Here is a 24,328-nt window from a genome sequence, read left to right on the forward strand (position 1 = left end):
ATGACCTCCGTCTCCACCTCCGTCCCCATATCCGTGCCCACCCTCCCGCACGCCCCTCCCCCGGCCCTGCTCCGCAGCACGGACGCGGTCGGCCCCGCCCTGCGCGCGGCCGTGGCACGGCTGCACCCCTGGCCGCAGCAGATGGCCGCCTACGCGTTCGGCTGGTGCGAGGCGGACGGCACCCCGTCCGCCGGCGGCAGCGGCGGCAAGGGCGTCCGGCAGGCTCTCGCGATGCTGGGCGCCGAGGCGGTGGGCGCGCCCGCGTCCGACGGCATCACGGCGGCGGTCGCGGTCGAGTTGGTGCATGCGTTCTCGCTGGTGCACGACGACATCATGGACGGCGACGAGCGGCGCCGGCACCGCGAGAGCGTATGGAAGGCGTTCGGCACGGGGCCCGCGGTGCTGGCCGGGGACGCGCTGTACGCCCTCGCCGTCGGGACGCTGGCCGGGGCCGGGAGCACGCACGGCGCCGCTGCGGTGCGCGAACTGTCCGGGGCGCTGGGCGAGTTGGTGCACGGCCAGGCCGACGACCTGCTCTTCGAGACCCGCCCGTGGACGGGCCCGGAGGCGGTGCGGACCGCCGAGTACCGGGACATGGCGGTGCGGAAGACCGGGTCGCTGCTGAGCTGCGCCCTGTCCCTCGGCCCCGTGCTGGCGGGGGCCGCGCCGGGCCGGACGGAGGCGCTGGCGGAGGCGGGGCGGCAGTTGGGGACCGCGTTCCAGGCCGTGGACGACCTGCTGGGCATCTGGGGCGATCCGGGGATCACCGGGAAGCCGGTGCACAGCGACCTGCTGCGGGGGAAGAAGACGCTCCCGGTGCTCACGGCACTGGCCTCCGGGACGGAGGCGGGTCACCGGCTCGCCGGGCTACTCGGCGGGGGCCCGCTCCGGGCCGCCGAAGCGGCGGGCGCGGCACGGCTGGTGGAGGAGGCCGGGGGCCGGGAGGCGGTACTGGCCGAGGCGCACCGCGCGGTCGCGGCGGCACGCCGGTGCCTGGAGAGTGCGCCGCTCGCACCGGGTGCGGTCACCGAACTCGGGGAGCTCTCCGCGTTCCTGGTGGAGCGGCGCCTCTGAAGGGTCGGGGCCTGGGTCAGGCCTTCACCACGACGCTGCTGACGACCTTGTCGTGCAGGCACTGGCGGTAGGGCTTGTCCCAGGTGCACCACAGGACGTTGAGCAGACCGCCGAAGGGCAGGAAGCCCAGCACATAGGTGATGAGCACACGCCCGAGGGCAGCACCGAAGGACAGGTTCTGGCCGTCGGAAAGGCGGGCGACGCGCACGCCGCAGATGCGCTTGCCGAAGGTGGCCCCGTACTTGGAGTTCATGTAGGGCTCGTAGAACAGGAGCGCGGCGAGCAGGCCGACGAAGAAGATGATCGCCGTGACGACGCCCACGGAGCGGTTCGACGACGCCATGGCCGCGTTGATCACCCCGAGGACGATCAGGGGCACCATGATGAAGAGCCCGTCGAGCAGACGCGCCCCCAGCCGGGCCCCCTGGTTGGCGAGGGCCTGCTCGGGCGGGCCCTGCTGGGGGTAGCCCATCGGGTAGCCGCCGCCCATCGGCGGCATGCCGGGCGGCGGGGCCTGGGGGTACTGAGGCGGCTGCGGGGGGCCGTAACCGTAGGGGTTCTGCGGAGGCTGCTGGTAATTGCTCACGTGACAGATCCAATAGGAGATCGTATCGATCCTACAAATCGGTTCTACCCGTCAATCTTGATCAACAACGACCGGAAGACCGGCTCCGCGCCCTTCTTATTCGTCCATCTCCCGCCATTCGGGGCGGAGTCCGCCGACGAGGATCGTAAGCAAATAGAGACCACCGCCCGCGAGCAGGGCCGGCCCGAGCCCGGCGGCCGCGACCGCCGCACCGGCGAGCAGCCCCCCGAACGGAATGCCGGCCCAGGCCAGTCCGCCGATCAGCGCCCTCACGCGCCCCAGCATCGGCCGCGGCACCCGCTCGTAGGAGATCGCCCCCAGAATCGGATTGAGGAACCCCGCACCGAACCCCGCCACCGCCAGGAGCGCCGCCGTCGCCCACAACGGCATTCCGGAGAAGAGGATGAGGAACATCGTCGGTCCCGAGAGCACATATCCGGCGAAGAACACCGGGCGACGCCGCAGCCGGTGGGCCACCGCGGCCGCGATCAGGCTTCCGCAGACCGCCGCGGCCCCGAACATGCTGTTGTTGAGCCCGATCGCGGCCGGGCCGTGCCCGGAATCCCGCGCCCAGACGGGCATGAGCACTTGGGAGAAAGCGGCGTTCAGCATATTGGTGCAGCCGACGACCACCGCGATGGTCAGCAGCAGGGGCTCGCCCCGCAGGAAGGCGTAACCCTGGCGCAGCTGCTGCCCGTAGCCGTCGCGCTCGTCCGCGTCCGTCACCTTGCCGCCCATGCCGCGCGGCAGCGTGCAGGCGACGATCAGCGAACCGAGCGCGAAGCAGGCCGCGTTGACGAACAGCGCGCCGAGCGGGCCGGCCAGGGCGACCAGGGCGCCGCCCACGGCCGGGCCGACGGTGGCGGCGAGCTGCTCGATGACCCCGGCGCACCCGGTGGCGCGCTCCAGCGGGATGCCGCCGCGTTCGGCCGCCTCCGGGACCATGACGTCCTTGGCCAGATCGCCGGGCCCGCGCACCGAGCCGATGAGAGCCACCAGGGCCAGCAGCACCCAGAGATGGAGCACGCCCAGGGCGTGGCAGAGCGGTACGAGCAGGGCGGCGGCAGCGCTCAGCGAGTCCGCGGCCCAGGAGACCCGGCGCGGTCCGGCACGGTCGACCAGAGGGCCGACGAGTGTCTTGACCACCACGTACGGCACCAGCTCGCAGCAGGCCACCAGGCCCGTCCGGGTCGCGCTGCCGGTGGTGACCAGGACGAACCAGGGGATGGCGATGGCCGAGACGCGCGTACCGGTGAGGGACACGGTCATGGCGGCGAGGACGCCGGCCGGCGGGCGGAGTCTGCGGAGCCGTCCCCGCGCCGCGGGTGCGGCATGTCGTTCGGCGACCGTCACGACGGGTCCTCGCCGAGTGTCTCGGGTTCGGGGAGGAAGTGCGTGACCAGCAGGACCTGTTCCGCGTCCTCCGGTGCCTCGGTGCGGTAGCGGGATATCACCTCGCGCAGTTCCGCCTTGAGGCGTTCGGTCTCCTCCGGGGTGAGGAAGAGGCGGTGGTCGCTCAGGCCGAGGGTGTGGCGCCAAGGCCGCGGCATGAACGGCATGTTGCTCAGGGCGAGTTGGGTGCGCAGGGCGTGGAGGGTGGCGATGGAGCCGAGGTAGGCGGCGGTGGCCTCGGGTTCCTGGTCCATCAGTTCCTTGTCGCTGAACCAGGTGGCCCGGTGGGCCGCCTTCCACCAGCGCTCGCGGGCGTTGCCGCGCTCCGGGTCCTCCTCCACGAAGCCGGCTGCGCCGAGCTGCCGGAGGTGGTAGCTGGTGACACCGGATCCGACGCCGAGCCGCTCCGCGAGGCGGGTGGCGGTGGAGGGGCCGTGGGTGCGGAGGAGGCTGACGAGCTGGACGCGCAGGGGGTGGGCGAGGGCGCGCAGGCCCTTGGCGTCGAGGACGGCGTCCGTTGCGGGGTCGGGGCGCAAGGAGGCGTCGTGCGGCGGGTGTTCGGTGGTCATGGCCGGGAGCCTAGATCGCGAAGAAGTCTTCGCAAAGAGATTTTCGCGAAGGACTCTCGGCAGTTGAACACGGTCCGGCCGATCAGGCGGTGTTGCGCCCGTGGCGCCGCAGGAGGATGCTCCCTGCGCGAAGGGGGTGCCCGAGGTGACGGCGGTCGAGGCACGGGGTCTGACCAAGCGGTACGGGGACGTCGTGGCGGCCGACGGGATCGACCTCGTCGTACCCGCGGGCGGGGTGCACGGTCTGCTGGGGCCCAACGGTGCGGGAAAGACCACGTTCCTGCGCATGCTCCTCGGTCTGGTCCGCCCGGACGCCGGGACGCTGCGGGTCTGCGAGGGCGTGGCCGGGTTCGTCGAGAGTCCGCGCTTCTACCCGTATCTCAGCGGCGAACGGAACCTCGCGCTCCTGGCCGACCTGGACGGCGGCGACGCGGCGGACCGGATCGACGGCGCCCTCCGGCGGGTCGGACTCGACGAGCGCCGCGGGGAGAAGGCCGGGGGCTATTCGCACGGCATGCGGCAGCGGCTGGGGATCGCCGCGGCGCTGCTGCGCGCGCCACAGCTGCTGGTGCTGGACGAGCCGGCGGACGGGCTCGACCCCGCGGGCATCCGCGCCATGCGCGCGCTCGTCGCCGAACTGGCCGACGAGGGGCGGACGGTGCTGCTCAGCAGCCATCACATGGCCGAGGCCGAGGAGTTGTGCGACACCGTGACCGTCATGCGCTCGGGCCGGGTGGTGTACTCGGGCACCGTCGAGGAGCTGCGCGGCCGGGCTCCCGACCCCGCGCACCGACTGCGCACGAGCGACGACGACGAAGCGCTCACCCTGGCCGGCGGGCTGCCCGGGGTGCGGGTCGGGCCGCACCCCGAGGGCGGGCTGACGGTGCACGCGGAGCAACCGGCCCTGGACGCCTTCGCGGTGGCGCTGGGCCGGGCCGGGGTCGCGGTGCGCGCGCTGCGGCTGGAGGCCACCCCGCTGGAGGCGCTGTTCTTCCGGCTCACCGAGGCCGTGCCCACCGAAGACGTGCCCGCGGAGGACGCATGAGGACCGTGTGTCTGTGGGAGCTGGAGAAGCTCGTCGCCCAGTGGCGGGTGCGCGCGGTGCTCGCGGTGTGCCTGCTCGCTCCGTTCGCCTTCGTGCTGGCCCTGCGGTCGCAGTCGGCGGTTCCCTCGGACACGCTGTTCGGGCGGTGGGTGCACGACTCGGGGTACGCGGTACCGCTGGTGGTGCTCGGCTTCGCCGGGCAGTGGGCGTTTCCGCTGCTGACCTGTCTGGTGGCGGGCGACATCTTCGCCTCCGAGGACCATCACGGCACGTGGCAGACGATCCTGACCCGCTCCCGGTCGCGTGCCGTGCTCTTCGGCGGCAAGGTGCTGGCGTCGGGCATCTTCGCGCTCGTCGCCGTGGCGCTGGCGGGGGCGGCCGCGCTCGCGGCCGGGGTGCTGCTCGTCGGGCACCAGCCCCTGGTCGTGCTGGACGGCTCCTCACTGGCCTCGGGCCGGGCGGCGGAACTGGCGGTGTGGGCATGGCTGACGGCGCTGCCCCCGGTGCTGGGGTTCACGGCTCTGGGGGTGCTGTTCTCGGTGGCAGCCCGGCACAGTGCCGCCGGCATCCTGGGGCCGGTGGTCGTGGGGCTGCTGATGCAGCTGTCCTCGTACGTCAACGGGGTGGACATCGTCCGGCGCGCCCTGCTGACCACGCCGTTCGACGCCTGGCACGGCCTGGCGACGGCACGTCCGTACCACGGGCCGCTGGTGGAGGGGTGTGCGGTGAGCGCCGGTTACGTCCTGGTGTGCCTGGCGGCCGCGTATGTCCTGTTCCGGCGGCGCGACTTCGGCAAGGGGTGACCGGTGGGCAGCAGACGTGCACGGACCGGTGCGGCCGCGGCCGCCGTGGCGGCCCTGGCCCTGACGGCCGCGGGCTGCGGGGGCGGGGGCATCACGGAGGCCCGGCTGGAGGCCGCCGTCGGGCCGGAGTTCCGCAACCTGTACGTGCGGCAGCAGATCGTGCTGCACGGCGAGCACAACGGGGTCACCCCCGACGCATGGGCGCACTGCACGGAGAGCGGATCGGTCAACGACTGGGCGTGCGTGGTGCGGTGGCCCTCCGGGGGCGGCATCATCCGGCCGATCAGCTATGAGGTGGAGGTGAGGTCCAACGGGTGCTTCACCGCCCAGGGGCCGGCGGGCGTGGTGGGGCAGCAGCGGGTTGCCGGTGCGGACGGGGAACGGCATACGAATCCGCTGTATGCGTTCGACGGTTGTTTCGACACCTTCCGTTGACTACCGTCAACTTGCTTGCGGCCCTACCTTTTTCGCCATGACTGAGCGCACCGCTCGTGATGCAGCACTTCGACTGCGGGCCGTTTGTGGCTGGTCGCGCAGTTCCCCGCGCCCCTTGCGGGGCGCGAGAACGAGCCGAACCAGGCATAGAGGCACCACCGTCGCCGCTCTGGCGGTCGCCACCGCCCTCGCCACCACCGCCGCCGCCACCGCCGTCGGTATCGGTGGCGGCTTCGGCAAGGACAAAGTCGGCAGCGAGACCGCCAAGGGCATCCTGCTCCCCTCCAACCAGCGCATCACCCCCTTCGGCGCACGTCATCTCATCGACGACGGGCGGCTGTTGTCGAGCACCGTCAGCCCGGACGGCTCCCGTATCGCCGCCGTCACCTGGAAGAGCTTCACCGGCTTCCTCACCGTCTTCGACGCCCGCACGGGCAAGGTGGTCCAGCGGACGGGCACCGGGCAGGGCAAGGACCAGCGGATCGGCGACGGGTCCGCCGGCACCGACGCGCCCCTCTACTCGCCCGACGGCCGCACCCTGTGGTTCCCGCAGGCCAGTGACGTGGTGCGGTTCACCGTCGGTCGCGACGGCAAGGTCTCGAAGCCGGTGGTCGTCAAGCTCACCGGCCCGCACGGCAGCGCCCTGCCGGGCGGCATGGCCCTCTCCCCCGACGGCTCCCGGCTCTACGCCGCCCTCAACGGGAGCAACACCCTGGGGGTCGTCGACACGAAGACGAACAGGCTGGTGAAGGAGATCAAGGTCGGCAACGCGCCCCGGCAGGTCGTCCTCTCCGGCGGCAAGGCCTTCGTCTCCAACGAGGGCGGACGCCCGGCCGCTCCGGGGGACTTCACCAACCTCTCCGACGGCACCCCGCTCGTCGCCGACCGCACGACGGGCGCCGCGAGCACCGGCAGCGTCTCCGTCGTCGACCTCGCCGCGGAGAAGGAGACGGCGACGGTGAAGGTGGGTCTGCAGCCCACTGCCCTGTATCTGAACGGCAGTTCGCTGCTCGTGGCCGACAGCAACGACGACTCCGTCTCGGTCGTCGACACCGTCAAGCAGCGCGTCACCCAGACGTTCAACACCAATCCGCTGCCCGGCTCCACCGTCGGCAGCCACCCCAACGGGCTGACGATGCCGGATGCGCACCACGTGCTGGTCTCCCTCGGCCGGGACAACGCGCTGGCCCAGTACCGCTGGGACGGGCCCCGCTCGCCCGTCCACTACGAGGGGCTGATCCCCACCGACTGGTACCCGGTCACCGTCCAGTACGACGAGGCCCTGCGCAAGGTCGTCGTCACCAACGCCCGGGGCATCGGCTCGCGCGGCCCCGCCTCCACTGTTCACGACGGCCCCGACACCAAGCCCGCGACCGGGCACAACACCTATGACGACACCGGCTCGCTGACCGCCTTCGCCCCGCCCACCCGGGCGCAGCTCGGCAGGCTCACGCACCAGGTGTTCGTCGACAACGACTGGGAGAAGCTGCTGGCGCGCGGCAGCGGGCCCGACCGCAAGGCCCCGCCCGTCCCGGTGCCGGCGCATCTCGGGGAGCGGTCGACGATCGACCACGTCTTCCTGATCGTCAAGGAGAACCGCACCTACGACCAGGTGCTCGGCGACATGGGCAAGGGTGACGGCGACGCCTCGCTGGCCCAGTTCGGCAGGCGCGTCACGCCCAACCACCATGCACTGGCCGAGCGGTTCGGGCTCTTCGACAACTTCTACGACGAGGGGACGCTGTCGGCCGACGGACACAACTGGCTGATGCAGGCCGACGCCAACGACTACCTGGAGAAGGAGTTCGGCGCCTTCTACCGGAGTTACCCCTCCCAGGGCGAGGATGCGCTCGCGTACCAGCGCAACGGCTTCCTGTGGGACGCCGCGCGGCGGGCGGGGCGCTCGGTGGAGAACTACGGCGAGTACGTCAACCTCCAGCTGCCGGCGACCGGTGCGGTGCCGTCGTGGTCCGACTGGTACAAGGCCTCGCGCATCCTGGAGGGCAAGGAGGGCGGGCAACTGCCGGTGCCGACCGGGAAGTACCCCAGCACGTCCGACATCCCTTCGCTGACGGCGGTCAGCCGGCCGGACTTCCCGACCTTCGACACCGACATTCCCGACCAGTACCGCGTCGACGTGTGGCTGCAGCACTTCCGCCGGGCCGAGAAAAGCGGGACGCTGCCGAACCTGACGCTGATGACGCTGCCGCAGGACCACACCGCGGGCAGCAGCGGCAAGGACCCGTACCCGACCGCCATGGTGGCCGACAACGACCTCGCGGTCGGGCGGCTCGTGGACGCGGTCTCGCACAGCCGGTTCTGGAAGTCCTCCGCGGTGTTCGTCGTCGAGGACGACTCGCAGGACGGCGTGGACCACGTCGACGGGCACCGGGCGCCGGTGTGGATCGCCAGCCCCTATGCCCGGCGCGGGGCCGTGGTGAGCACGTACTATTCGCAGCTCAACGTGGTCCGGACGATCGAACAGATCCTGGGCGTCCCGCCGATGAACCAGCTGGACCGGGCCGCCGAGCCGATGACCGATGCCTTCACCGGTCGTCCCGACACGGCCCCGTTCACCGCGCTGCCCAACGAGGTGCCGCTGGACCACGGGCTCAAGAAGGCGCAGGCGGCCCCGACGGCGGAACCGTCCGGCCTGCCGCACGGCATGGCGGCTCTCGCCCGGCAGTGGGAGCTGTGGAGCGCCCAGCAGTCCACCGGGGGCAACCGGCCGCAGCTCGACCAGGTCAACCCGGCGCAGCTGAACCGGATCGACTGGTACGAGTCCACCGGCTGGCGCCGCCCCTACCCGGGGGACGCGCGCGTCCTCGGGCCCAATGAGGTGCCGGGAAAGGACAAGCCCCCGCAGGAGCTCGACTGACGGCCGCTCTACCGTAGGCGGATGATCACTGACGCATACGCGATCGAGCCGTACCCGCTGGCCCCCGGTGTCCTGTTGCGCCCGCTCGCGGCCGAGGACGCCGGGGACCTCGCCCTGGCCTACGTCCGCAATCGCGACCACCTGTGGCCGTGGGAACCGCGCCGGGACGAGGCGTTCTTCACCGAGGAGGGCCAGGCCGCACGGCTGCGCGACCTGCTGGCGATGCGCCATGCGGGCCGGGTCTCGCCGTGGGTGGTGACCGACCGACAGGACGGCATCGTCGGCGTGGTGAACCTCAACAACATCGTCCAGGGTGCCTGGCACAGCTGCAATCTCGGCTACTGGATCGCCGCCGGCCACGCGGGCCGGGGGCTGGCGACGGCGGCGGTGACGGCGGTGTGCCGGGCGGCGGACGAGCGGCTGGGGCTGCACCGGATCGAGGCGGGCACGGTGACGGCCAATGCGGCCTCGCAGCGCGTGCTGGCCAAGTGCGGGTTCGAACTCATCGGCACCGCACGGAAGTACCTGCACATCGACGGTGAGTGGCGGGACCACGTCCTCTTCCAGCGGATCCTCAACGACCGGCGGCCGACGGCCTGAACGAGGTGCGACGGGGCCCCGGACACCGCGGCGGTGTCCGGGGCCCCGTCGCGCGATCGCCTCGGAATCTATGTCTCGCCGACGCATGGCTGTTACACAACAGTCGGAAAACCGGAGGGTGCGGATCATAGGATCGACTGCATTGTCCGTCGGGCAATTGGTACCTGATTGACGCCAATTGTCCATTTTTGTGCACTACCGCGCTGTGTTGGCGCAGGAGATGGGAGAGACACCTGTGCCGGGGGGAATAGCGCGCCGACGCGTTCTGCAGGTGGCCGGCGGAGGACTCGCCCTCGGGGCGGGCGGCGTGGGCGTCTGGCAGTGGCTGGCGCCCGGGAACGACAGGAAGCGCCGCGCCGGCGGGGTGTCGGCACAGGTCGCCAAGGCCGCGACGACGGAGTCCTTCGTGCACATCATCGCGCACGCCGACGACTCCCTGTACTTCATGAACCCCGAACTGGAGCAGGCCGTCACCAGCGGGGCGCCGACGGTGACCGTCTGCATGACGGGCGGCGAGTCCGACGGCCGCAACGCCCTGTCCCACAGCCCCGGTTACGCCCGCCTCCCGGAGAAGCGCGCCGAGTTCGTCCGCGCCCGCATCAACGGACTGCGCGAGGCCACCGCCCACATGGCCACCGGCGACTGGCTCAGCCCGTGGACCGTGGAGGCCACCACCCTGCTGCCGGGCTTCCAGGCTGAGCTGCACACCCTCAAGGCCGCACCCCAAGTCCAGCTGATCTTCCTGGAGCTGATCGAGGCGCGGTTCATCAAGGCACCGCGCAAGGACAGTCTGCGCGGACTGTGGCTGGGGGCCACCCCGAAGCTGACGACGCTCGTGCCGACCGCGAGCCCGGTCACCCGCCCCTACCTCTACACGCGTCAGCAGGTCGTCGACACGCTCACCGCCGTCTTCGAGCGCTACCAGCCCACGGTGGTGCGCACCCTGGACCCCAACCCCACCCACCGCGCGCAGCAGCCGCACGGCCTGCCGCCCGGCCTCCCGCAGGTCCTCCAGGGCATATCCCACTACGACCACCAGGACCATACGACGTCGGCCCATTTCGCCCAGGCCGCCCTGGCCCAGTACTGGGGACGCCGGCACTCCCGGCCCACGGCCGTGCAGACGTATGTGGGCTACGAGGTCTCCCTGCTGCCCGTCAACCTCGACCGGACGACGATCAGGCACAAGCTCGAGGCCCTCGACATCTACGGCTGGGCGGACGGCAAGGACTGCGGCGACCCGGCCGGCTGCGGCGACCGCAAGGTCGGCAACCGCTCGAAGGACACCCGCTGGTCGGACAACCTGCGCCACCGGGCGACCGGCACCCAGCGCTGGGTGCAGCCGCTCCCCGACGGCCGGCTCGCCGCCTTCGCCCTGCTGGACGGACGGGCGCAGTGCTGGACGGAGTCCCGGGCCGGCAGCGGCGTCTGGTCCCGGCCCGTCCCGGTCGACGGCTCGATGCTGGAGGGCCAGGTGCAGGTGCTGCGCCACTCCGACGGCACGCTGCAGCTGTTCTCGGTCCGCACGGTGCTGCCGGCGCAGGACACCCCGCACCACCGGGAGATCGTCACCGCCCGGCAGACCCGCCCGGTCCCCCGCGGCGGCACCCCGGCGTTCGGCGCGTGGGAGTCCCTCGGTTCCCCCGAGGACGACCCCGAGCGGTCGATGGAGGTCGGCTACCCCGTCGCGGTGGCGGCCAAGGACGGCACGGTCCACGTCTTCGTCAAGGACTACTCGGGCGGCATCAGCACCCGCCGGGGCGCGGGCGGCCGCGACTGGACCGACTGGGAGCAGGTCGACCAGGAGACGGACGACACCCCCGTGAAGATCGAGGACGGTCTCGACGCGGTGCTCGACGCGAAGGGCCGCGTCCATCTCGTCGCCGCCGACATCAAGACGGTTCTGCACTGGATGTCCGACGAGTCCGGGGGGCCGCTGCGGCTCGCCGGGCCCACCCGGCTGCCCGCCGCCACGGGTCCGCTGACCCTGGCCGCGCTGCCGGGCGGGGGTGTGCGGATGGTCTCGCGCGAGCCGGCCACCGCCAGGGTCACCGTCGCCGACCGCCCGGAGAACGGGAGTTGGCGGGTGACCGCGCAGTGCCGCGAGATCGGCGGCTACGGGCGGGTCGCGCTGGAGCAGGCGGGGCGCACGACCGTGCTCGCCGCCCGCGACGACAAGGGGCTGGTCCGGTTGTCGGCCGGCTCCGGTCGGCCGGGCCCCTGGCAGGACGCGGGGGTCGCCCACTTGGGGACGGTCGGGTTCACGCAGGATGCGAAGGGCCGCACCGTTGCCGTTGCCCTTGGCCCGGACGGTTCGCTCAGCAGCGTTCGCGGGCGCGCGCCCGGGGCGGTGGCGTTCGGGGACTGGGTGGACTTCAACGGGAAGACGCTGGGGGACCTTCAGACGTCGTGAACCGACAGCCCCGCGCCCCTCAGGGGCGCGGGGACCACGTCAACGCAGCGCGTCCGCCATCGCCTTGATGACCTCCCCCTGGTGCTGCGCCAGGTAGAAGTGGCCGCCCGGGAAGACCCTCAGGGAGAACGGGCCTTCGGTGTGGCGTTCCCAGGCGGCGGCCTCGTCCACCGTCACCTTCGGGTCGTCGTCGCCGACCAGGCCGAGCACGGGGCACCGCAGCGGCTCCCCCGGCTCGTAGGCGTATGTCTCGGCCGCGCGGTAGTCGGCGCGGATGGACGGGAGGATCATGCGCAGCACCTCCTCGTCGCCCAGCAGTTGGGTGTCGGTGCCGCTGAGGCTCTTGACCTCGGCGATGAGGCCGTCGTCGTCGCGCAGGTGCACCGTCTCGTGGCGGTGCGCGGAGGGGGCCCGGCGGCCGGAGGCGAAGAGGGCGGCCATGGTGATGCCCTTCTCCTGCTCGAAGCGCCGGGCGACCTCGAAGGCGAGCGAGGCGCCCATGCTGTGGCCGAACAGGGCCAGCGGCCGGTCCGCCCAGGGCAGCAGGGCCGCGTAGACCTTGTCGGCGAGGCCGGGGATGTTGTCGATCAGCGGCTCGGTGCGGCGGTCCTGGCGGCCGGGGTACTGCACGCACAGCACCTCGGCGAAGTCCGGCATCGACCGCGAGACGGGGAAGTAGAAGCTGGCGGAACCGCCCGCGTGCGGCAGGCAGACCAGCCGGACGGTGGCGTCCGGGCGCGGGTGGTACCGGCGGATCCACAGGCTGTTGTCGTCGGCGTTCACGGGAATGGTGCGTTCCTTCCGGGATGGTGCGGTGACCGGGCCGTTCTTCCCTGCCGGCCCGGTCGGTGCGTGATTACGACGCCGTGACGTCCTGCTTGATGATGCGCTCGACGTTCCGCTCGGCCAGCGCCGTGATGGTCACGAACGGGTTGACGCCGACGGAACCCGGGATCAGCGAACCGTCGGTCACGTAGAGGTTCTTGTAACCGGCGACGCGGCCGTAGTCGTCCGTCGCCTTGCCCAGGACGCAGCCGCCGAGCGGGTGGTAGCAGAAGTCGTCGGCGAAGGCCTTCAGCTGGGTGCCGAAGAGGTCGTACCGGTAGATCGTGCCGTTCGCCTTGTTGATCCGGTCGAACAGCGCCTTGGCTGCGTTGACCGCCGGGGCGTTCTGGTCACGGGTCCAGTTGAGCTTCGCGCGGTCCGACGCGGCGTCGTACACGAAGGTGCCGCGCTGGGGGTTCTTGGTGATCGCGAGGTAGAGGCTGACCCACGTCTCCAGGCCGGCCGGCATGGGGGCGATCTCCGCGAAGACCGAGGAGTCGCTGTTGTCCCACGCGTCGATACCGAGGGCGGGGATGGAGGACTGATGGGCGCCGGTGGGGTTCCACATGTGGTTGGCCCGGGCGGTCATGATGTTGCCGTTGGGGCCCCAGCCCGCGCCCACCTCGGAGTTGAGGTTCGGCAGGGTGCCGGTGTCGCGGGCGCGCACCAGCAGTTCGGTGGAGCCGAGGCTGCCCGCGCCGAGGAACAGGTAGCGGCAGGAGATCTCCTTGGTGGCCAGGAGCTTGCCGTCGGTGTCCTTCTGCTCGACGGTCAGCGCGTAACCGCCGTCCTTCGTCTGACGGATCGCCTTGACCTGGTGCAGGGTCTGGATGGTGACCTTGCCGGTGCCGAGGGCGGCGGCCAGGTAGGTCTTGTCCAGGCTCTGCTTGCCGTGGTTGTTGCCGTAGATGACCTCGGTCGCCAGGGCGGACTTGGGCACCTCGCCCGCGGCCTCGCGCTGCATGTAGCCGAAGTCGTAGACGTTGGGGACGAAGACGGTGCCGAGACCGGCCTTGCCCGCCTGCTCGCGCGAGACGCGGGCGAACTTGTACCACTCGGTGTCCTCGAACCACTTGGTGTCGATGTGGTTGACGCGGAGCATGGAGTTGGCGCGGGGGAAGTAGCGGTCGTACATCTCGGAGGAGTCGACCCGCGGGAGGATCTCCTCGAAGTACGAGCGCTTGGGCTCCACGGCCATGCCGCCGTTGACGAGCGAGCCGCCGCCGACGCCGCGGCCCACATAGACCGACATCTGGTCGTAGTTCACACGGTCCAGGACACCCGCGTAGGGGTCGATGTTCCGGTTGACGACGTCGAGCCAGAGGAAGCTGCCGAGCGGGGCCTCGGTGCGGTTCTTGAACCAGCTGGAGCGCTTGTCCGGGTTGAGCATGCCGCAGAAGATGTTGCCGTCGGGGCCGGGCTGGTTCCACAGCTGGCCCATCTCCAGCATCAGGGTCTGCACACCCGCCTCGCCCAGGCGCAGCGCGGAGACGGCCGCGCCGTAGCCGGTGCCGATGACGACGGCGGGGACGTAACCACCGTTGTCCGCCGCGGACTTGGCGGCGGCGGCCGCACGGGGGGCGGCGATGGTGGTGCCCCCGGCGAGGGCGGCGGCGCCGAAGGCGGCCATGCCGAGCATGCGGCGGCGGGACAGGTGCTGTTGTGCAGTCACGCGGGGTCTACCTGACCTTTCCGAGACGTTTCTTCAGGGGTGGGGAAGGTGGTTCGGGGGGTGACGGGGACGGTCACCAGGCGACCGGCAGCCGGTCGGCGCCGTAGACCTGCATGTCGTGGCGGAGCGGGATCTCCGCCGCGGGGCAGGCCAGACGCAGGTGCGGGAAGCGTTCGAGGAGGGCGGTGAGGGCGACACGCAGCTCGATGCGGGCCAGTTGCCGGCCGAGGCACTGGTGCATGCCGTGCCCGAAGGCGAGGTGGCCGGTGTCCTCGCGGGTGACGTCCACGGCGTCGGGCCGCTCGAAGCGTGCGGGGTCGCGGTTGGCGGCGCCGAGCGAGACCACGACGACCTCGCCCGCCTTGACGGGGGTGCCCTCGATGTCGGCGTCCTGCAGCGCGGCACGGGTGGGGCCGTGGTGGACGACGCTCAGGTGGCGCAGCAGCTCCTCGACCGCGCTCTCCGTCAGGGCGGGCTCGGTGCGCAGCGCGGCCAGCTGGTCGGGGTGTTCGAGCAGCAGGAAGGCGCCGAGGGCGATCTGGTGGGCGGTGGTCCCGTGGCCGGCGACCAGCAACAGGAAGGCGATCGAGGCGAGTTCCTCGTCGGTGAGCGCGGGGTCGGCGGCGATCAGGCCGCTGAGGAGGTCGTCGCCCGGCTCGGTGCGCTTGAGCCGCACGAGGCGCTGCAGTTGGCCGCCGAGGGAGACGAAGGCCTCGGTGACCTCCTCGGTGGACCGGCCGAAGCCGCCCCACCGGAGGGTGTCGTGCTGGAACTGCTCCCGGTCGGCGGGGGGCACGCCGAGCAGTTCGGCGATGACGAGCGAGGGGACGGGGAGGGCGAAGTGCTCGACGAGGTCGGCCGGGGAGCCCATGTGCTCCATGGCGTCGAGGTGTTCGCGGACGATCCGCTCGGTCCGCCCGGTGAGCTGCCGCATCCGGCGGGCGGTGAACTGTCCGGCGATCAGCCTGCGGCAGCGCTCGTCCTCCAGGGTCGCGGCGCGCGGCACGGCGGGGTGCTCGCGTTCTCCGCGGGCGGTGAAACGGGAATCGGATAACACCGCACGCGCGGCGGAATATCCGGTGACGAGCCAGCCGAGGCGGCCGTCGGCGAAGGCCGTGCGCGTGACGGGTGCCTTGTGCCGCAGTGCCTGCATCTCCGCCGGCGGACCGAAGTAATTCTCACGGACTGTCGAGAAGGTCACCGGCGCAGCCTGGGTCATGTATGCCCTTTCACGAGTGATCGGCCTGTTCGGCGCCGTCGAAATGACCGTATGGAGGCGATGTGAAGGCTGTCAACGAGATCGTTCCCCCGGCCGGTTAACCCTGCGGGTGCGGACAGGGGGTTCGGTTACCGGGGGTACCGGTCGGCCGGGGCTTCGGTACGGTTCGGCGCGCCCCGTAAGGGGCGGGGCCCCTACGCCGGCCCCGGCAACAGGTGGGCCAGGGCGGCCAGTTCCGCACGGCCCGTCACCCCGAGCTTTCGGTAGGCCCTGGTGAGGTGCTTCTCCACCGCCCGTGAACTGACGTCCAGCTGTTCGGCGATGTCCTTGTTGGCGGCGCCGTGGGCGGCGAGTCCGGCGACCCGGCGTTCGGTGGGGGTGAGGGCCTCGACGGCCAGCGAGGTGTGGCCGGAGGCCATGGTGTGCAGCTCGCGGCGCGCCCGTTCCACGATCCACGGCGCACCGCACGCGAGGGCCTGGTCGCGGGCCTGGCGCAGCCGTACCTCGGCCTCGGCGGGCCGTCCCGCCGCCTGCAGCCGCCGGCCGAGCAGCAGCGCGGTGCGGGCCCGTTCCATGGCGTTGACGGACCGGTCCAGGGTGGCGGCGGACTCGCGCAGCAGCTCGATGCCGCGCTCCCCCTCGGTCACCGCGCCCTTGACCCGCTGGGCGCGGCCGATGGCGACGGGGGTCCCCCAGGCCACGGCGCGCTCGTACTCCTCGTCGACGAGGTCGTGGGCGTGGTCGGGCCGGCCCAGCCGGTAGTGCAGCCCGGCGGCCCACGAACGCCAGGGGAAGACAGCCGGGTTGCACCAGTCGGCGCGCTCCGCCGCGCGGCCCCAGTCGAGGAAGTACTCCAGGGCGGTGGGCAGGTCGCCGCGGGCGGCCGCGTTGGAGCCGCGGATGAGCTGGAGCGAGGAGGGCCGGTAGCCGTGCCCGTCGCCCTCGCGGCGGTGGGAGAGCAGCCGCCGGGCGAGTTCGGCGTCCCGGGTCTGCAGGGCGACCAGGACGACGGCGGTCATGGCCTGGAGCGTGGCCCAGTCGGCGATGCCCAGGTCCAGGGCCTCCTCGGCGCGGGCGCGGGCCTCCTCCAGGCGGCCCTGGGCGAGCAGGACATGGGCGAGTTCGAGGGAGATCGTGGCGTGCGGGACGGTGGCGTTCTCCCTGCGGGCGCGTTCGCGCGCGGTCTCCAGCCAGGGGCCGACGGCCTCGACGGAGTCGGCGGCGACGAGCACGTGGGCGAGGAGCGGCAGGGCCGTGTGGACGTGGCCCGGTGCGGCGGGCTCGTACTGCAGGACGCGGTTGGCCAGTGGGGCGATCTCGGCCGCGGTCATGCGCTGTGTCAGGGTGGCGCCGTGCAGCAGCACGGTGACGAGCTCCCGTTCGGCCGCGGTGTCCAGGCGGGGCACGGGGCCGAGGCTGCGCAACCGGTCGGCGCACAGCACCAGTTCCTCCGGCCCGGCCACCGCCACGTGCCGGGCCCTGGCCTCCATCCGCAGGGCCATCTGCCGCTCGGTGCCGCGCAGGGCGGCCGGGTCGCCCAGTTCGGCGGCCAGCTTGACGACCGCGTCGACGACCGGCGCGGGGCAGCCGCCGAGCAGTGCGGGGGGTATCCGGGCGGCCGCCAGGGCGCGTTGGGCGGCGGTGGGCAGCAGCAGGAGGGCCTGGGAGAGGTGCCGCATCGCGGCCTGCGGGTCGAAGGCGCGCTCCACGGCGGCCAGTTCGACGAGCAGGGTCGCCCGGTCGGGCCCGCCGGGCGCGCTGCCCAGCAGGGCGCGGCGCAGGTAGCGGGCCGCATCCCGGGGCGCACCGCGCCGGACGGCGGCCGTGGCGGCGGCCCGGAGCACCTCGACGGCCCAGGTGTCGTGGCAGGAGGTGGCGGCGAGGAGCTGGGTGGCGGCCAGTTCGGCGGGGTGGCCGCCGCTGTGCAGGAGCAGGGCGGCGTAGACGTGGATGTCCTCCTGTTCCGCGGGGGTCATCGACTCCTCGACGGCGTCGCGCACGGCCCGGTGGGCGAAGCGCAGGCCGGGCCCGTCGGCCAGCAGGCCGAGGCGGCGCAGCCCGCGGGCGGCCTCGTCCCGGCCGGTGCCGTCGAGTCCGGCGAGGCGGCCGGCCAGCTCCGGGTCGGCGGTCTCGTCCAGGACGGCGAGGGCCTTGGCGAGTTCGCGGACGGGCGCGGGCTGGGAGCGCAGGGCGACGGCGAGCCGTTCGCGCAGGGAGGCCAGGCCGGGTTCGCGCACGGTGTGCGCGCGGGCGGCCACGGGTTCGCCGGTGCCGGCGAGGGCGGCCAGCGTGGCGGTGAGGAACATCGGGTTGCCGCCGGTGGCCTCGTGGCAGGCCGCCACGTAGGCGGGGTCGCCGACGCGTCCGAAGCGGTCGGCGACCAGGGCCGCGGTGCTCGCCGGGGACAGCGGGCCCGGGCGCAGGACGTGTGCGGCGCGGTCGGTGATGTCGTACACGCGGGGCTCGTCGGCGCCGGGGTCGCCCTCGCGCACGGTGGCGACCACGGCGACGTGCAGCGCGCCCAGCCGTTTGGCCAGCCGTCCCAGCCAGCGCAGCGAGGGCGCGTCGGCCCACTGGAGGTCGTCGACGAGCATCAGCAGCGGGGTGCGCGCGCTGCGCTCGGCGACGAGGGAGAGGAGTTCGCCGTGCAGCTCGGGACCGTTGGGGTCGCCGGGCGGGTCGGCGGGCATCCCGGGCAGCAGGGGATCCAGCAGCTGGCTCACCACACCGAGCGGGAAGTCCCGTTCGAGCAGGGCGCCGCTGGCGGTGACGACCTGTATCCCGCGCCGCTCGGCGGCCGCGGGCAGGGCGCGCAGCAGTGCGGTCTTGCCGTTGCCGATGCCGCCGGTGACGACGACGAGGGATCCGGCACCCCGCTCCGCTCCCTCCATCGCGGCGGTGATCAGGCCGAGTTCGTGCTGCCGGTCGAACAGCAGGGGGGTCATGAATGCTCCATCGGTAGGGGGTGCTCCGGACTGTCCAGCGCGGTGGCCAGCTGCGGGCGCCCCCGGATGCCCAGTTTGCGGTAGGCCTTGGTCAGGTGGAGTTCGACGGTGCGCAGGGTGACCTGCAGTTCGGCGGCGATGGCGCGGTTGGCCATGCCGTCCGCGGCGAGTGCGGCCACCCGCAGTTCGGCGTCGGTGAGCCCGTGCGGCGAGCCCGGGACGCGCGCGGCGGGCGGCTTCGCGGGGGCCGGGCGGGCGGCCGTGGCTCCGCTGCCGAGGAGGGAGTCGATGGTGCGGTGACCGGAGAAGGGCGCGGTGCCGAGGGCGACGAGTGCCTGCCGGTACTGCCAGCTGGCCGGTGCCCCGGCGTCCGGGTGCGTATGGTGCAGCCGGCCGCCGGTGAGGGTGCCGAGCAGGGACTCGGTGACGACGCCGGGGGCGCCCCAGGCGAGGGCGAGGCGGCGCTCCTCGGCGAGCAGTCCGGCGGCCACCGGGCAGTCCGGTGCCGGGCCGTGGGCCAGGGCGGCGGCCGAACGCCAGGGCAGCAGCGCCGGATTGGTGACGCGGCGGGCGAGCAGCAGCCGTCCGCACTCCAGCAGGTCGGCCAGCGCCTCCTCGCGCTGTCCGCCCGCGAGGCGCACCCGGCCGCGGGTGTAGAGCAGGTAGGCCCAGGCCAGGCCGCCCTCGGCACCGGTCGGGCGGGCCAGGGCGAGACTGCGCTCGGCCGCGGCCCGGTCGCCGCGCTCCAGGCACCGCAGGGCCATGAGGGCGACGAGTCCCGGGGTCATCAGCGGGTGCCAGCAGTGCGGGGGCATGACCTCCTGGGCCCGGGCCAGGGCGACGGTGGCCGCCTCGGGCCGTTCACGGCGCAGTTCGGTGAGACCCGCGACGAGCAGCGCGAGCCCGGCGACCGCGCGGGAGTCGGTGTGCTCGGCGTAGACCAGCACCCGGTCGAGGGCGGCGCGGGCCTCGGCGAAGTCGCCGCTCAGCACGAGCGCGTGACAGGCCGCCACCTGGAGGGTCGGCGGGACCACCTGCCGGGCCTCGGGGCCGAGGGCGGCGCGGGCCAGCTGCCGGGCGCGGGTGACGTCGCGGCCGAGCAGGGCGGTGCGCCAGGCGGCCGCGGCTGCTTCGGCGGGCTGCTCCGGCAGTTCCGGGAGCTCGTCGACGGGGGGACGGTCCAGTTCGTGGGCGGCTTCCGGCTGGCTCTGCTCGGCGAGCCAGTACAGCGCGCGCAGGGCGGCGCGGTCCGCCGAGCCCGGTTCCGTCCGGCCGATGCACTGGGCGATCAGCGGCTGCGCGGCGACGACGTCGCCGCGGGCCACGAGCAGTTCGGCGGCCCGTACCCAGAAGGGCCCGGCGCCGGCGTCGGCGGGGACGAGCAGGGCCTGGCGCAGATGCCGGTCGGCGGCCTCGGGTTCGGAGAGCAGGACGGCCGCGCTCAGTTCGGTCAGCAACCGCACGCGCAGCGGCGGGGGCATCGGTTCGCGCAGGGCGCGCTGGAGCAGCCGGGCCGCGGCGGCCCGCTTCCCGGCGAGGCGGCAGCGGGCGGCCTCCCGGCGCAGGACGTCCACCGCCCAGGCGGCGCCCAGCACCCGGGCGCCGAGCAGCATGCGCGCCACGCCGCTGTCGGGGACGGCCCACCGGTGTGCCCAGTCGGCGGCGCGGGCGTGCAGTTCCTCGCGCCGCTCGGTGCTGAGCCGGGCCAGCACGGCCTCGGCCGCCTTGGGTTCGCGGAAGGCGGGCCGGGGGCCGGGGGTGAGCAGGCCGGTGCCGGACAGCAGGGTGAGCGCGCGGGCGGCGCCGGTGGTGCGGGGCTCGGCGAGGGAGGCGATCATGCCGGTGCTGCAGTCCTCCCCGGCCGCGGCGACGACGCGCAGGACGTCCAGGAGTTCCTCGGGGAGCATGGCGAGGGTGCGCAGGGTGCGTTCGCGGACGGCCTCGGCGGCGCTGTCGGTCAGGTGGGGCAGGTGGTCGACCCACGGGCGCCAGCCGTGCCGGCCGAACCGGCGGACGACCGAGCGCAGCACGGCGGGGTTGCCCTCGACGGCCTGGGCCGCCGCCTCCCGGAAGCCGGGGTCGACCGCCGTGCCCCAGGCCCGGGCCAGGATCTCGCCGACGGCGTCCTGGGCGAGCGGGCCGAGGTCGAGGGTGTGCCGGGCGACGGCGTGTCCGTCGGTCAGCGGGCAGGGTTCGATGCGGTCGTCCGGGCCGGGGGGCAGGGCGTCGCTGCGGGCGGTGAGCAGCATCAGGGAGGTGCCGGCGAGCCGGCGGGCCAGGGCCTGGAGCGCGCGCAGCGAGGGGGTGTCGGCCCACTGGACGTCGTCGACGACGACGAGCAGGGGCTGTTCGCGGGCGGCGGCGAGCAACGCCCGGCACAGGTCGGCCGGTTGCCGGCCGGTGCCGAGGGCGGCGTGCAGCTGTTCGGCGACGCCGTGGGGCAGGTCCGTCTCCTCGCGGCAGGCCTGGGCCGCGACGGTGCGCACGCCGGCCCGCTCGGCGAGGGCGGCCGCGCGGTCCAGCAGGGCGCTGCGGCCGATGCCCGGCGGGCCGTGCACGCCGACGAGCGCGGGCCGGCCCCGGCGCAGGGCCGACAGCAGGGAGTTCAGCAGGTCTTCTTCGTCCCGGCGTCCGGGAAGCGGTGACATTCCGTCCGGGACGTTGCCCGGTGGTGCCGTTGTCGTGCGTCTCATGTCCCCCCGTCGGGTCAGTGGCCCGGCAGGGCCGGGCCGGGGCCCATGCCCAGGCCGCCGGGCAGGTCGGCGCGGCCGCGGACCGCCAGCTTGCGGTAGACGTTGGTGAGGTGCATCTCCACGGTGCGGGTGGTGATGAACAGCGCCTCGGCGATCTTCTTGTTGCTGACCCCGCCCTGGGCGAGGGCGGCGACGCGGCGCTCGCTCTCGGTGAGGGAGTCGAGCGGGCTGGTGGCGAGCTGCGGCATCCGGCCGCCCGCGGTGACGAGCAGTTCGCGGGCAAGCGCGGCGAGGACGTGGTAGCCGCAGCGGGTGGCCAGCTCGATGGCCCGGCGCAGGTGGCTGCGGGCCCCGCGGGCGTCGTCGCGGCCCAGCAGTTCGCGGCCCAGCAGGTATTCGGCCTTGGCGAGTTCGAGGCGGGCCGGGGAGGCGGCGAGGGCGTCGACGCCCTCGGCGAGCAGCTGCAGCCGGGGCCGGCCGCGGGCCGCGGTGGCGGTGGCGAGCAGGCCGAGGCCGACGGCGCGCGGGGTGCCCCAGCGCCGGGCGCGGACCTGGGCCTCCTCGGCGATGGCGGCGGCCTCCGCGGTGCGGCCGAGCCGGACGAGGGTGTCGGCGGCGGGCAGCCACCAGGGGGCGAGCACGGGGTTGGCCACCCCGGCCTCGTCCAGGCTGCGTCCGCAGCGCTGCCAGGTGTCCAGGGCGCCTTCCAGGTCGCCGAGTTCGCGCTGCACCCGGCCACGCGCGTAGAGGTACTGGTGCCACTCCCAGATGCGCCCTTCCAGGTCGCCGCCTGCGTCCGCGATCCGGTCGAGGACGGTGCGGGCCTCCTCGGCCTCGCCCTGGGAGAGCAGGGCGTTGCCCAGGGCGATGTGGGCCATGGGCACGGCGCCGGTCATCCCGGTCTGTTCGGCGAGGGCGACGGCGGCCCGGGCGTCGTGCAGCGCGCCGGTGACGTCGCCGGTGCCGTGCAGGGTGAGGGAGCGGCCGGCCAGGGCGGCGACCTGCATCCACGGGGCGTAGCACAGCTGGCCGTTGGACAGCGAGCGTTCCAGGCCGGCCTGGGCCTCGTCGACGGCGTCGGCGAGGGAGAGGACGACGGAGGAGGCCAGCACCCACCATCCGGCGGGGGCCGCCTCCTCGACCCGCAGGGCGCGCCGGGCGAGGGCGGCCGCCTGGTCGGCGGGGCGGCCCTCCAGCGCGGCGAACGTGCTCAGGGCGGACAGCAGTTGGCGTTCGGCGGGGCTGTCGCCCTGCGGTACCGGCCAAGTGGCGGCCCGTTCGCGGGCCACGGACATCGCGGTCCGGTCGTTGGCGGCGGTCACCAGGAGGGCGGAGGCGACGGTGGTGTGCAGCTCGCGGTCGGCGGGGGCGGGGTCGGTGCCGAGCTCGCCGGTGAGGCCGTCGAGGACGTGGCCGAGGGCGCGGACGGCGTCGGGGGCGCAGCGGGTGCCGAGGGCCGCCATGCCGTACTCCACGGCGATGGGCGCCTGTTCGCGGGGTCCGGCGGCGGTGGTGAGGGCCCGGCGCAGGTGCCACAGGGCGGTGGCGGGGGCCGTCGGGACGGAGGCCCGGGCCAGTTCGACGTGGACGTCCTTGCGTTCGGCGGCCGTCAGCCGGGACTCCAGGGCGCGGCGCAGGCAGCGGACGGCGGCCCGGGTCGCGGCCCGGCTGGGGGACTCGGCGATGGCGTCGCGGAGCACGGCGAGCATCCAGGGCTCGTCGAGCCGGTCCAGGAGCACGAGTTGGCCGGCGACCTCGGTGGCGGGCCGGCCGGCGTCGCTGAGGACGCGGGCGGCGCGTATGCGCAGCTGCTGGAGCGTGGGGGCGGCGATGCCGCCGAGGACGGCCTCGCGGACGGCGTCGCGCATCTCGGCGGGGGCACCGGGGAGGACGGCCTCGGCGCGGCGCAGGTCGCCGAGGGCGGACTCGACGCGGGTGCCGGTCACACCGCAGAGCGCGCCGAGCAGGTCGGCCTCGCCGCGGCCGAGGACGGCCAGGGCGATGGCCACCCGGCGTACGTGGCGCGGCTGTCCGGCCAGGAAGTCCGGGATCATCGAGGCGAGGATCCCCTCGTACACCGCTCCGAGGCGGCGCAGTCCGGCGGCGTCGGGGCGGACTCCGGCGCCGCGCAGTGCGGCGAGCAGCCGGCCGAGGACGAGCGGGTTGCCGCCGCTGACCTCTGTGCAGCGCCGGACGAAGTGGTCGTCGACGGGGCCGCCGAGGGTGCGGTCGATCATGCGGGCCGTCTCGGACGGGTCCAGCGGCCCGAGTTCGAGCAGTGCGCAGCGGTCGTGGGCGAGGAGTTCGGCGAGGACGGGTGTGCCGGGGCCCTCGCACTCGGTGCGCTGGGAGAGCAGGACGAACAGGGGGCGGGCGGCGGCCCGGCGCAGGACGAAGTCGAGGCAGCGCAGGGAGGTTTCGTCGCACCACTGGGCGTCGTCGACGACGAGGGCCAGCGGGCCGGTGGACAGCAGGCCGAGGAGATGCCGGTGGAGGCGGAGCCGGTCGGCGTGCGCGTCGGCGGGGACGGGGGCGGGGTCGGAGAGGGAGGCGGAGTGCGGGGCGAGAAGCACATCGACGGCGCGGCGGGGTGCCGTGCCGTCGTTGTCGCCGGGGCGTCCGCCGAAGCGCCGTACGGTTACTCCTTCGGCCGGAAGGTGTTCGGCGACGGCGGACAGCAGGCTGGTTCTGCCCATCCCGGCCGGGCCCCGGACGAGGACGGCGCGGGCGGCGCCCGCGCGGGTCCGGGCGGCCTGCCGCAGCAGGGTGTTCAGTTCGGTGGAGCGGCCTGGGGGGATCCGGGGCGGGACCCGTTGCGTCCCGATTGCTGTCTCGAAGGTGACCGCCACAGTGTTTCCTCTTTCATGAAGCCACACGCGACCTCTGGCGCCTGGTCGTACGGGAAGATGCCGGATTGTCCGGTGACGTTCCGCAAGTGGGGCGCGAAAGAGCCGACTTGCACGACCAAGATCGGAAAACGACGGTAACAGGGGAACTCGTGGTCACCCACCACGTTTGAGCCAGAATAAAGACGGCGGACGGCCGGAGTCGGCCATCCTGCTTCCCTCCGGGGCCGGTATGTGCCCCCATGGCCGGGTGTCCATACGCGACCATGACGTGACGGATTGAGCCCGAAAATGCTCGTGCCCGGCGGACCCGATATCCGATGGACATATGAC

Annotated in this window: 16 protein-coding genes; 7 read left to right on the forward strand and 9 right to left on the reverse strand. The window is 73.5% G+C overall.

Annotation, left to right across the window (positions count from 1 at the left end; all coding sequences use genetic code 11):
• A complete protein-coding gene (locus HG542_RS06885) occupies positions 1–1,074 on the forward strand; it encodes a polyprenyl synthetase family protein (RefSeq protein ID WP_171079178.1) in 1,074 nt (357 codons plus the stop codon).
• Positions 1,075–1,090: 16 nt separating this feature from the next.
• Here the strand turns inward: HG542_RS06885 and HG542_RS34795 are convergent, their stop codons facing one another.
• The 3 genes from HG542_RS34795 to HG542_RS06900 form a co-directional block, all read right to left on the reverse strand.
• Positions 1,091–1,660 carry an RDD family protein gene (locus tag HG542_RS34795; RefSeq protein ID WP_171079179.1) on the reverse strand — a complete coding sequence of 190 codons (570 nt, stop codon included), beginning with the start codon at positions 1,658–1,660 and terminating at the stop codon, positions 1,091–1,093.
• A gap of 96 nt (positions 1,661–1,756) precedes the next feature.
• Complete coding sequence (locus HG542_RS06895) at positions 1,757–3,013, reverse strand: MFS transporter (protein WP_229922592.1); 1,257 nt, start codon at positions 3,011–3,013, stop codon at positions 1,757–1,759.
• Positions 3,010–3,621 (reverse strand): winged helix-turn-helix domain-containing protein, encoded by a 612-nt coding sequence (locus HG542_RS06900; protein ID WP_171079180.1) that lies wholly within the window; start codon positions 3,619–3,621, stop codon positions 3,010–3,012. Before HG542_RS06900 ends, HG542_RS06895 begins: the two co-directional genes overlap by 4 nt.
• A 145-nt stretch (positions 3,622–3,766) precedes the next feature.
• On the opposite strand from HG542_RS06900, the gene HG542_RS06905 reads away from it, so the two are divergent.
• The 6 genes from HG542_RS06905 to HG542_RS06930 all read left to right on the forward strand — a co-directional run bounded on the left by HG542_RS06905 (position 3,767) and on the right by HG542_RS06930 (position 11,795).
• A complete protein-coding gene (locus HG542_RS06905) occupies positions 3,767–4,666 on the forward strand; it encodes an ABC transporter ATP-binding protein (protein WP_308438051.1) in 900 nt (299 codons plus the stop codon).
• Positions 4,663–5,469, forward strand: a complete 807-nt coding sequence (locus tag HG542_RS06910) for a DUF2705 family protein (protein ID WP_171079181.1) — start codon at positions 4,663–4,665, stop codon at positions 5,467–5,469. Before HG542_RS06905 ends, HG542_RS06910 begins: the two co-directional genes overlap by 4 nt.
• A gap of 3 nt (positions 5,470–5,472) precedes the next feature.
• Positions 5,473–5,904, forward strand: coding sequence for a hypothetical protein (locus tag HG542_RS06915; protein ID WP_171079182.1), 432 nt, complete (start codon positions 5,473–5,475; stop codon positions 5,902–5,904).
• Positions 5,905–5,941: 37 nt separating this feature from the next.
• On the forward strand, positions 5,942–8,782 hold the full coding sequence (locus HG542_RS06920; RefSeq protein ID WP_171079183.1) for a bifunctional YncE family protein/alkaline phosphatase family protein: 2,841 nt from the start codon (positions 5,942–5,944) through the stop codon (positions 8,780–8,782).
• A gap of 21 nt (positions 8,783–8,803) precedes the next feature.
• Positions 8,804–9,382 carry a GNAT family N-acetyltransferase gene (locus HG542_RS06925; RefSeq protein ID WP_171079184.1) on the forward strand — a complete coding sequence of 193 codons (579 nt, stop codon included), beginning with the start codon at positions 8,804–8,806 and terminating at the stop codon, positions 9,380–9,382.
• A 271-nt stretch (positions 9,383–9,653) separates the two neighbouring features.
• Positions 9,654–11,795, forward strand: a complete 2,142-nt coding sequence (locus HG542_RS06930; RefSeq protein WP_229922593.1) for a PIG-L family deacetylase — start codon at positions 9,654–9,656, stop codon at positions 11,793–11,795.
• A 39-nt stretch (positions 11,796–11,834) separates the two neighbouring features.
• Here HG542_RS06930 and HG542_RS06935 read toward each other — a convergent pair whose 3' ends face one another.
• The 6 genes from HG542_RS06935 to HG542_RS35640 form a co-directional block, all read right to left on the reverse strand.
• Entirely contained in the window at positions 11,835–12,584 is a 750-nt protein-coding gene (locus HG542_RS06935; RefSeq protein ID WP_171079338.1) for a thioesterase II family protein, read from the reverse strand.
• A 67-nt stretch (positions 12,585–12,651) separates the two neighbouring features.
• A complete protein-coding gene (locus HG542_RS06940; RefSeq protein ID WP_171079339.1) occupies positions 12,652–14,259 on the reverse strand; it encodes a GMC oxidoreductase in 1,608 nt (535 codons plus the stop codon).
• 106 nt (positions 14,260–14,365) lie between these two features.
• Complete coding sequence (locus tag HG542_RS06945; protein WP_229922595.1) at positions 14,366–15,493, reverse strand: cytochrome P450; 1,128 nt, start codon at positions 15,491–15,493, stop codon at positions 14,366–14,368.
• A 212-nt stretch (positions 15,494–15,705) separates the two neighbouring features.
• Positions 15,706–18,456, reverse strand: a complete 2,751-nt coding sequence (locus HG542_RS06950) for an ATP-binding protein (protein ID WP_171079186.1) — start codon at positions 18,454–18,456, stop codon at positions 15,706–15,708.
• A complete protein-coding gene (locus HG542_RS06955; RefSeq protein ID WP_171079187.1) occupies positions 18,453–21,149 on the reverse strand; it encodes an AAA family ATPase in 2,697 nt (898 codons plus the stop codon). Before HG542_RS06955 ends, HG542_RS06950 begins: the two co-directional genes overlap by 4 nt.
• Before the next feature lie 14 nt (positions 21,150–21,163).
• Positions 21,164–23,998 carry a helix-turn-helix transcriptional regulator gene (locus HG542_RS35640; protein ID WP_171079188.1) on the reverse strand — a complete coding sequence of 945 codons (2,835 nt, stop codon included), beginning with the start codon at positions 23,996–23,998 and terminating at the stop codon, positions 21,164–21,166.
• Positions 23,999–24,328: the final 330 nt, after the last annotated feature.

Source organism: Streptomyces morookaense (genome assembly GCF_013030945.1).
Lineage (GTDB): Bacteria > Actinomycetota > Actinomycetes > Streptomycetales > Streptomycetaceae > Streptomyces > Streptomyces morookaensis.

What these genes read in the sequence shown, in the direction of transcription:
- HG542_RS06885 (WP_171079178.1), top strand. Translation starts at nt 1, where the DNA reads ATGACCTCCGTCTCCACCTCCGTCCCCATATCCGTGCCCACCCTCCCG.
- HG542_RS06900 (WP_171079180.1), bottom strand. Translation starts at nt 3,621, where the DNA reads ATGACCACCGAACACCCGCCGCACGACGCCTCCTTGCGCCCCGACCCC.
- HG542_RS06910 (WP_171079181.1), top strand. Translation starts at nt 4,663, where the DNA reads ATGAGGACCGTGTGTCTGTGGGAGCTGGAGAAGCTCGTCGCCCAGTGG.
- HG542_RS06920 (WP_171079183.1), top strand. Translation starts at nt 5,942, where the DNA reads ATGACTGAGCGCACCGCTCGTGATGCAGCACTTCGACTGCGGGCCGTT.
- HG542_RS06925 (WP_171079184.1), top strand. Translation starts at nt 8,804, where the DNA reads ATGATCACTGACGCATACGCGATCGAGCCGTACCCGCTGGCCCCCGGT.
- HG542_RS06940 (WP_171079339.1), bottom strand. Translation starts at nt 14,259, where the DNA reads ATGCTCGGCATGGCCGCCTTCGGCGCCGCCGCCCTCGCCGGGGGCACC.
- HG542_RS06950 (WP_171079186.1), bottom strand. Translation starts at nt 18,456, where the DNA reads ATGACCCCCCTGCTGTTCGACCGGCAGCACGAACTCGGCCTGATCACC.
- HG542_RS06955 (WP_171079187.1), bottom strand. Translation starts at nt 21,149, where the DNA reads ATGAGACGCACGACAACGGCACCACCGGGCAACGTCCCGGACGGAATG.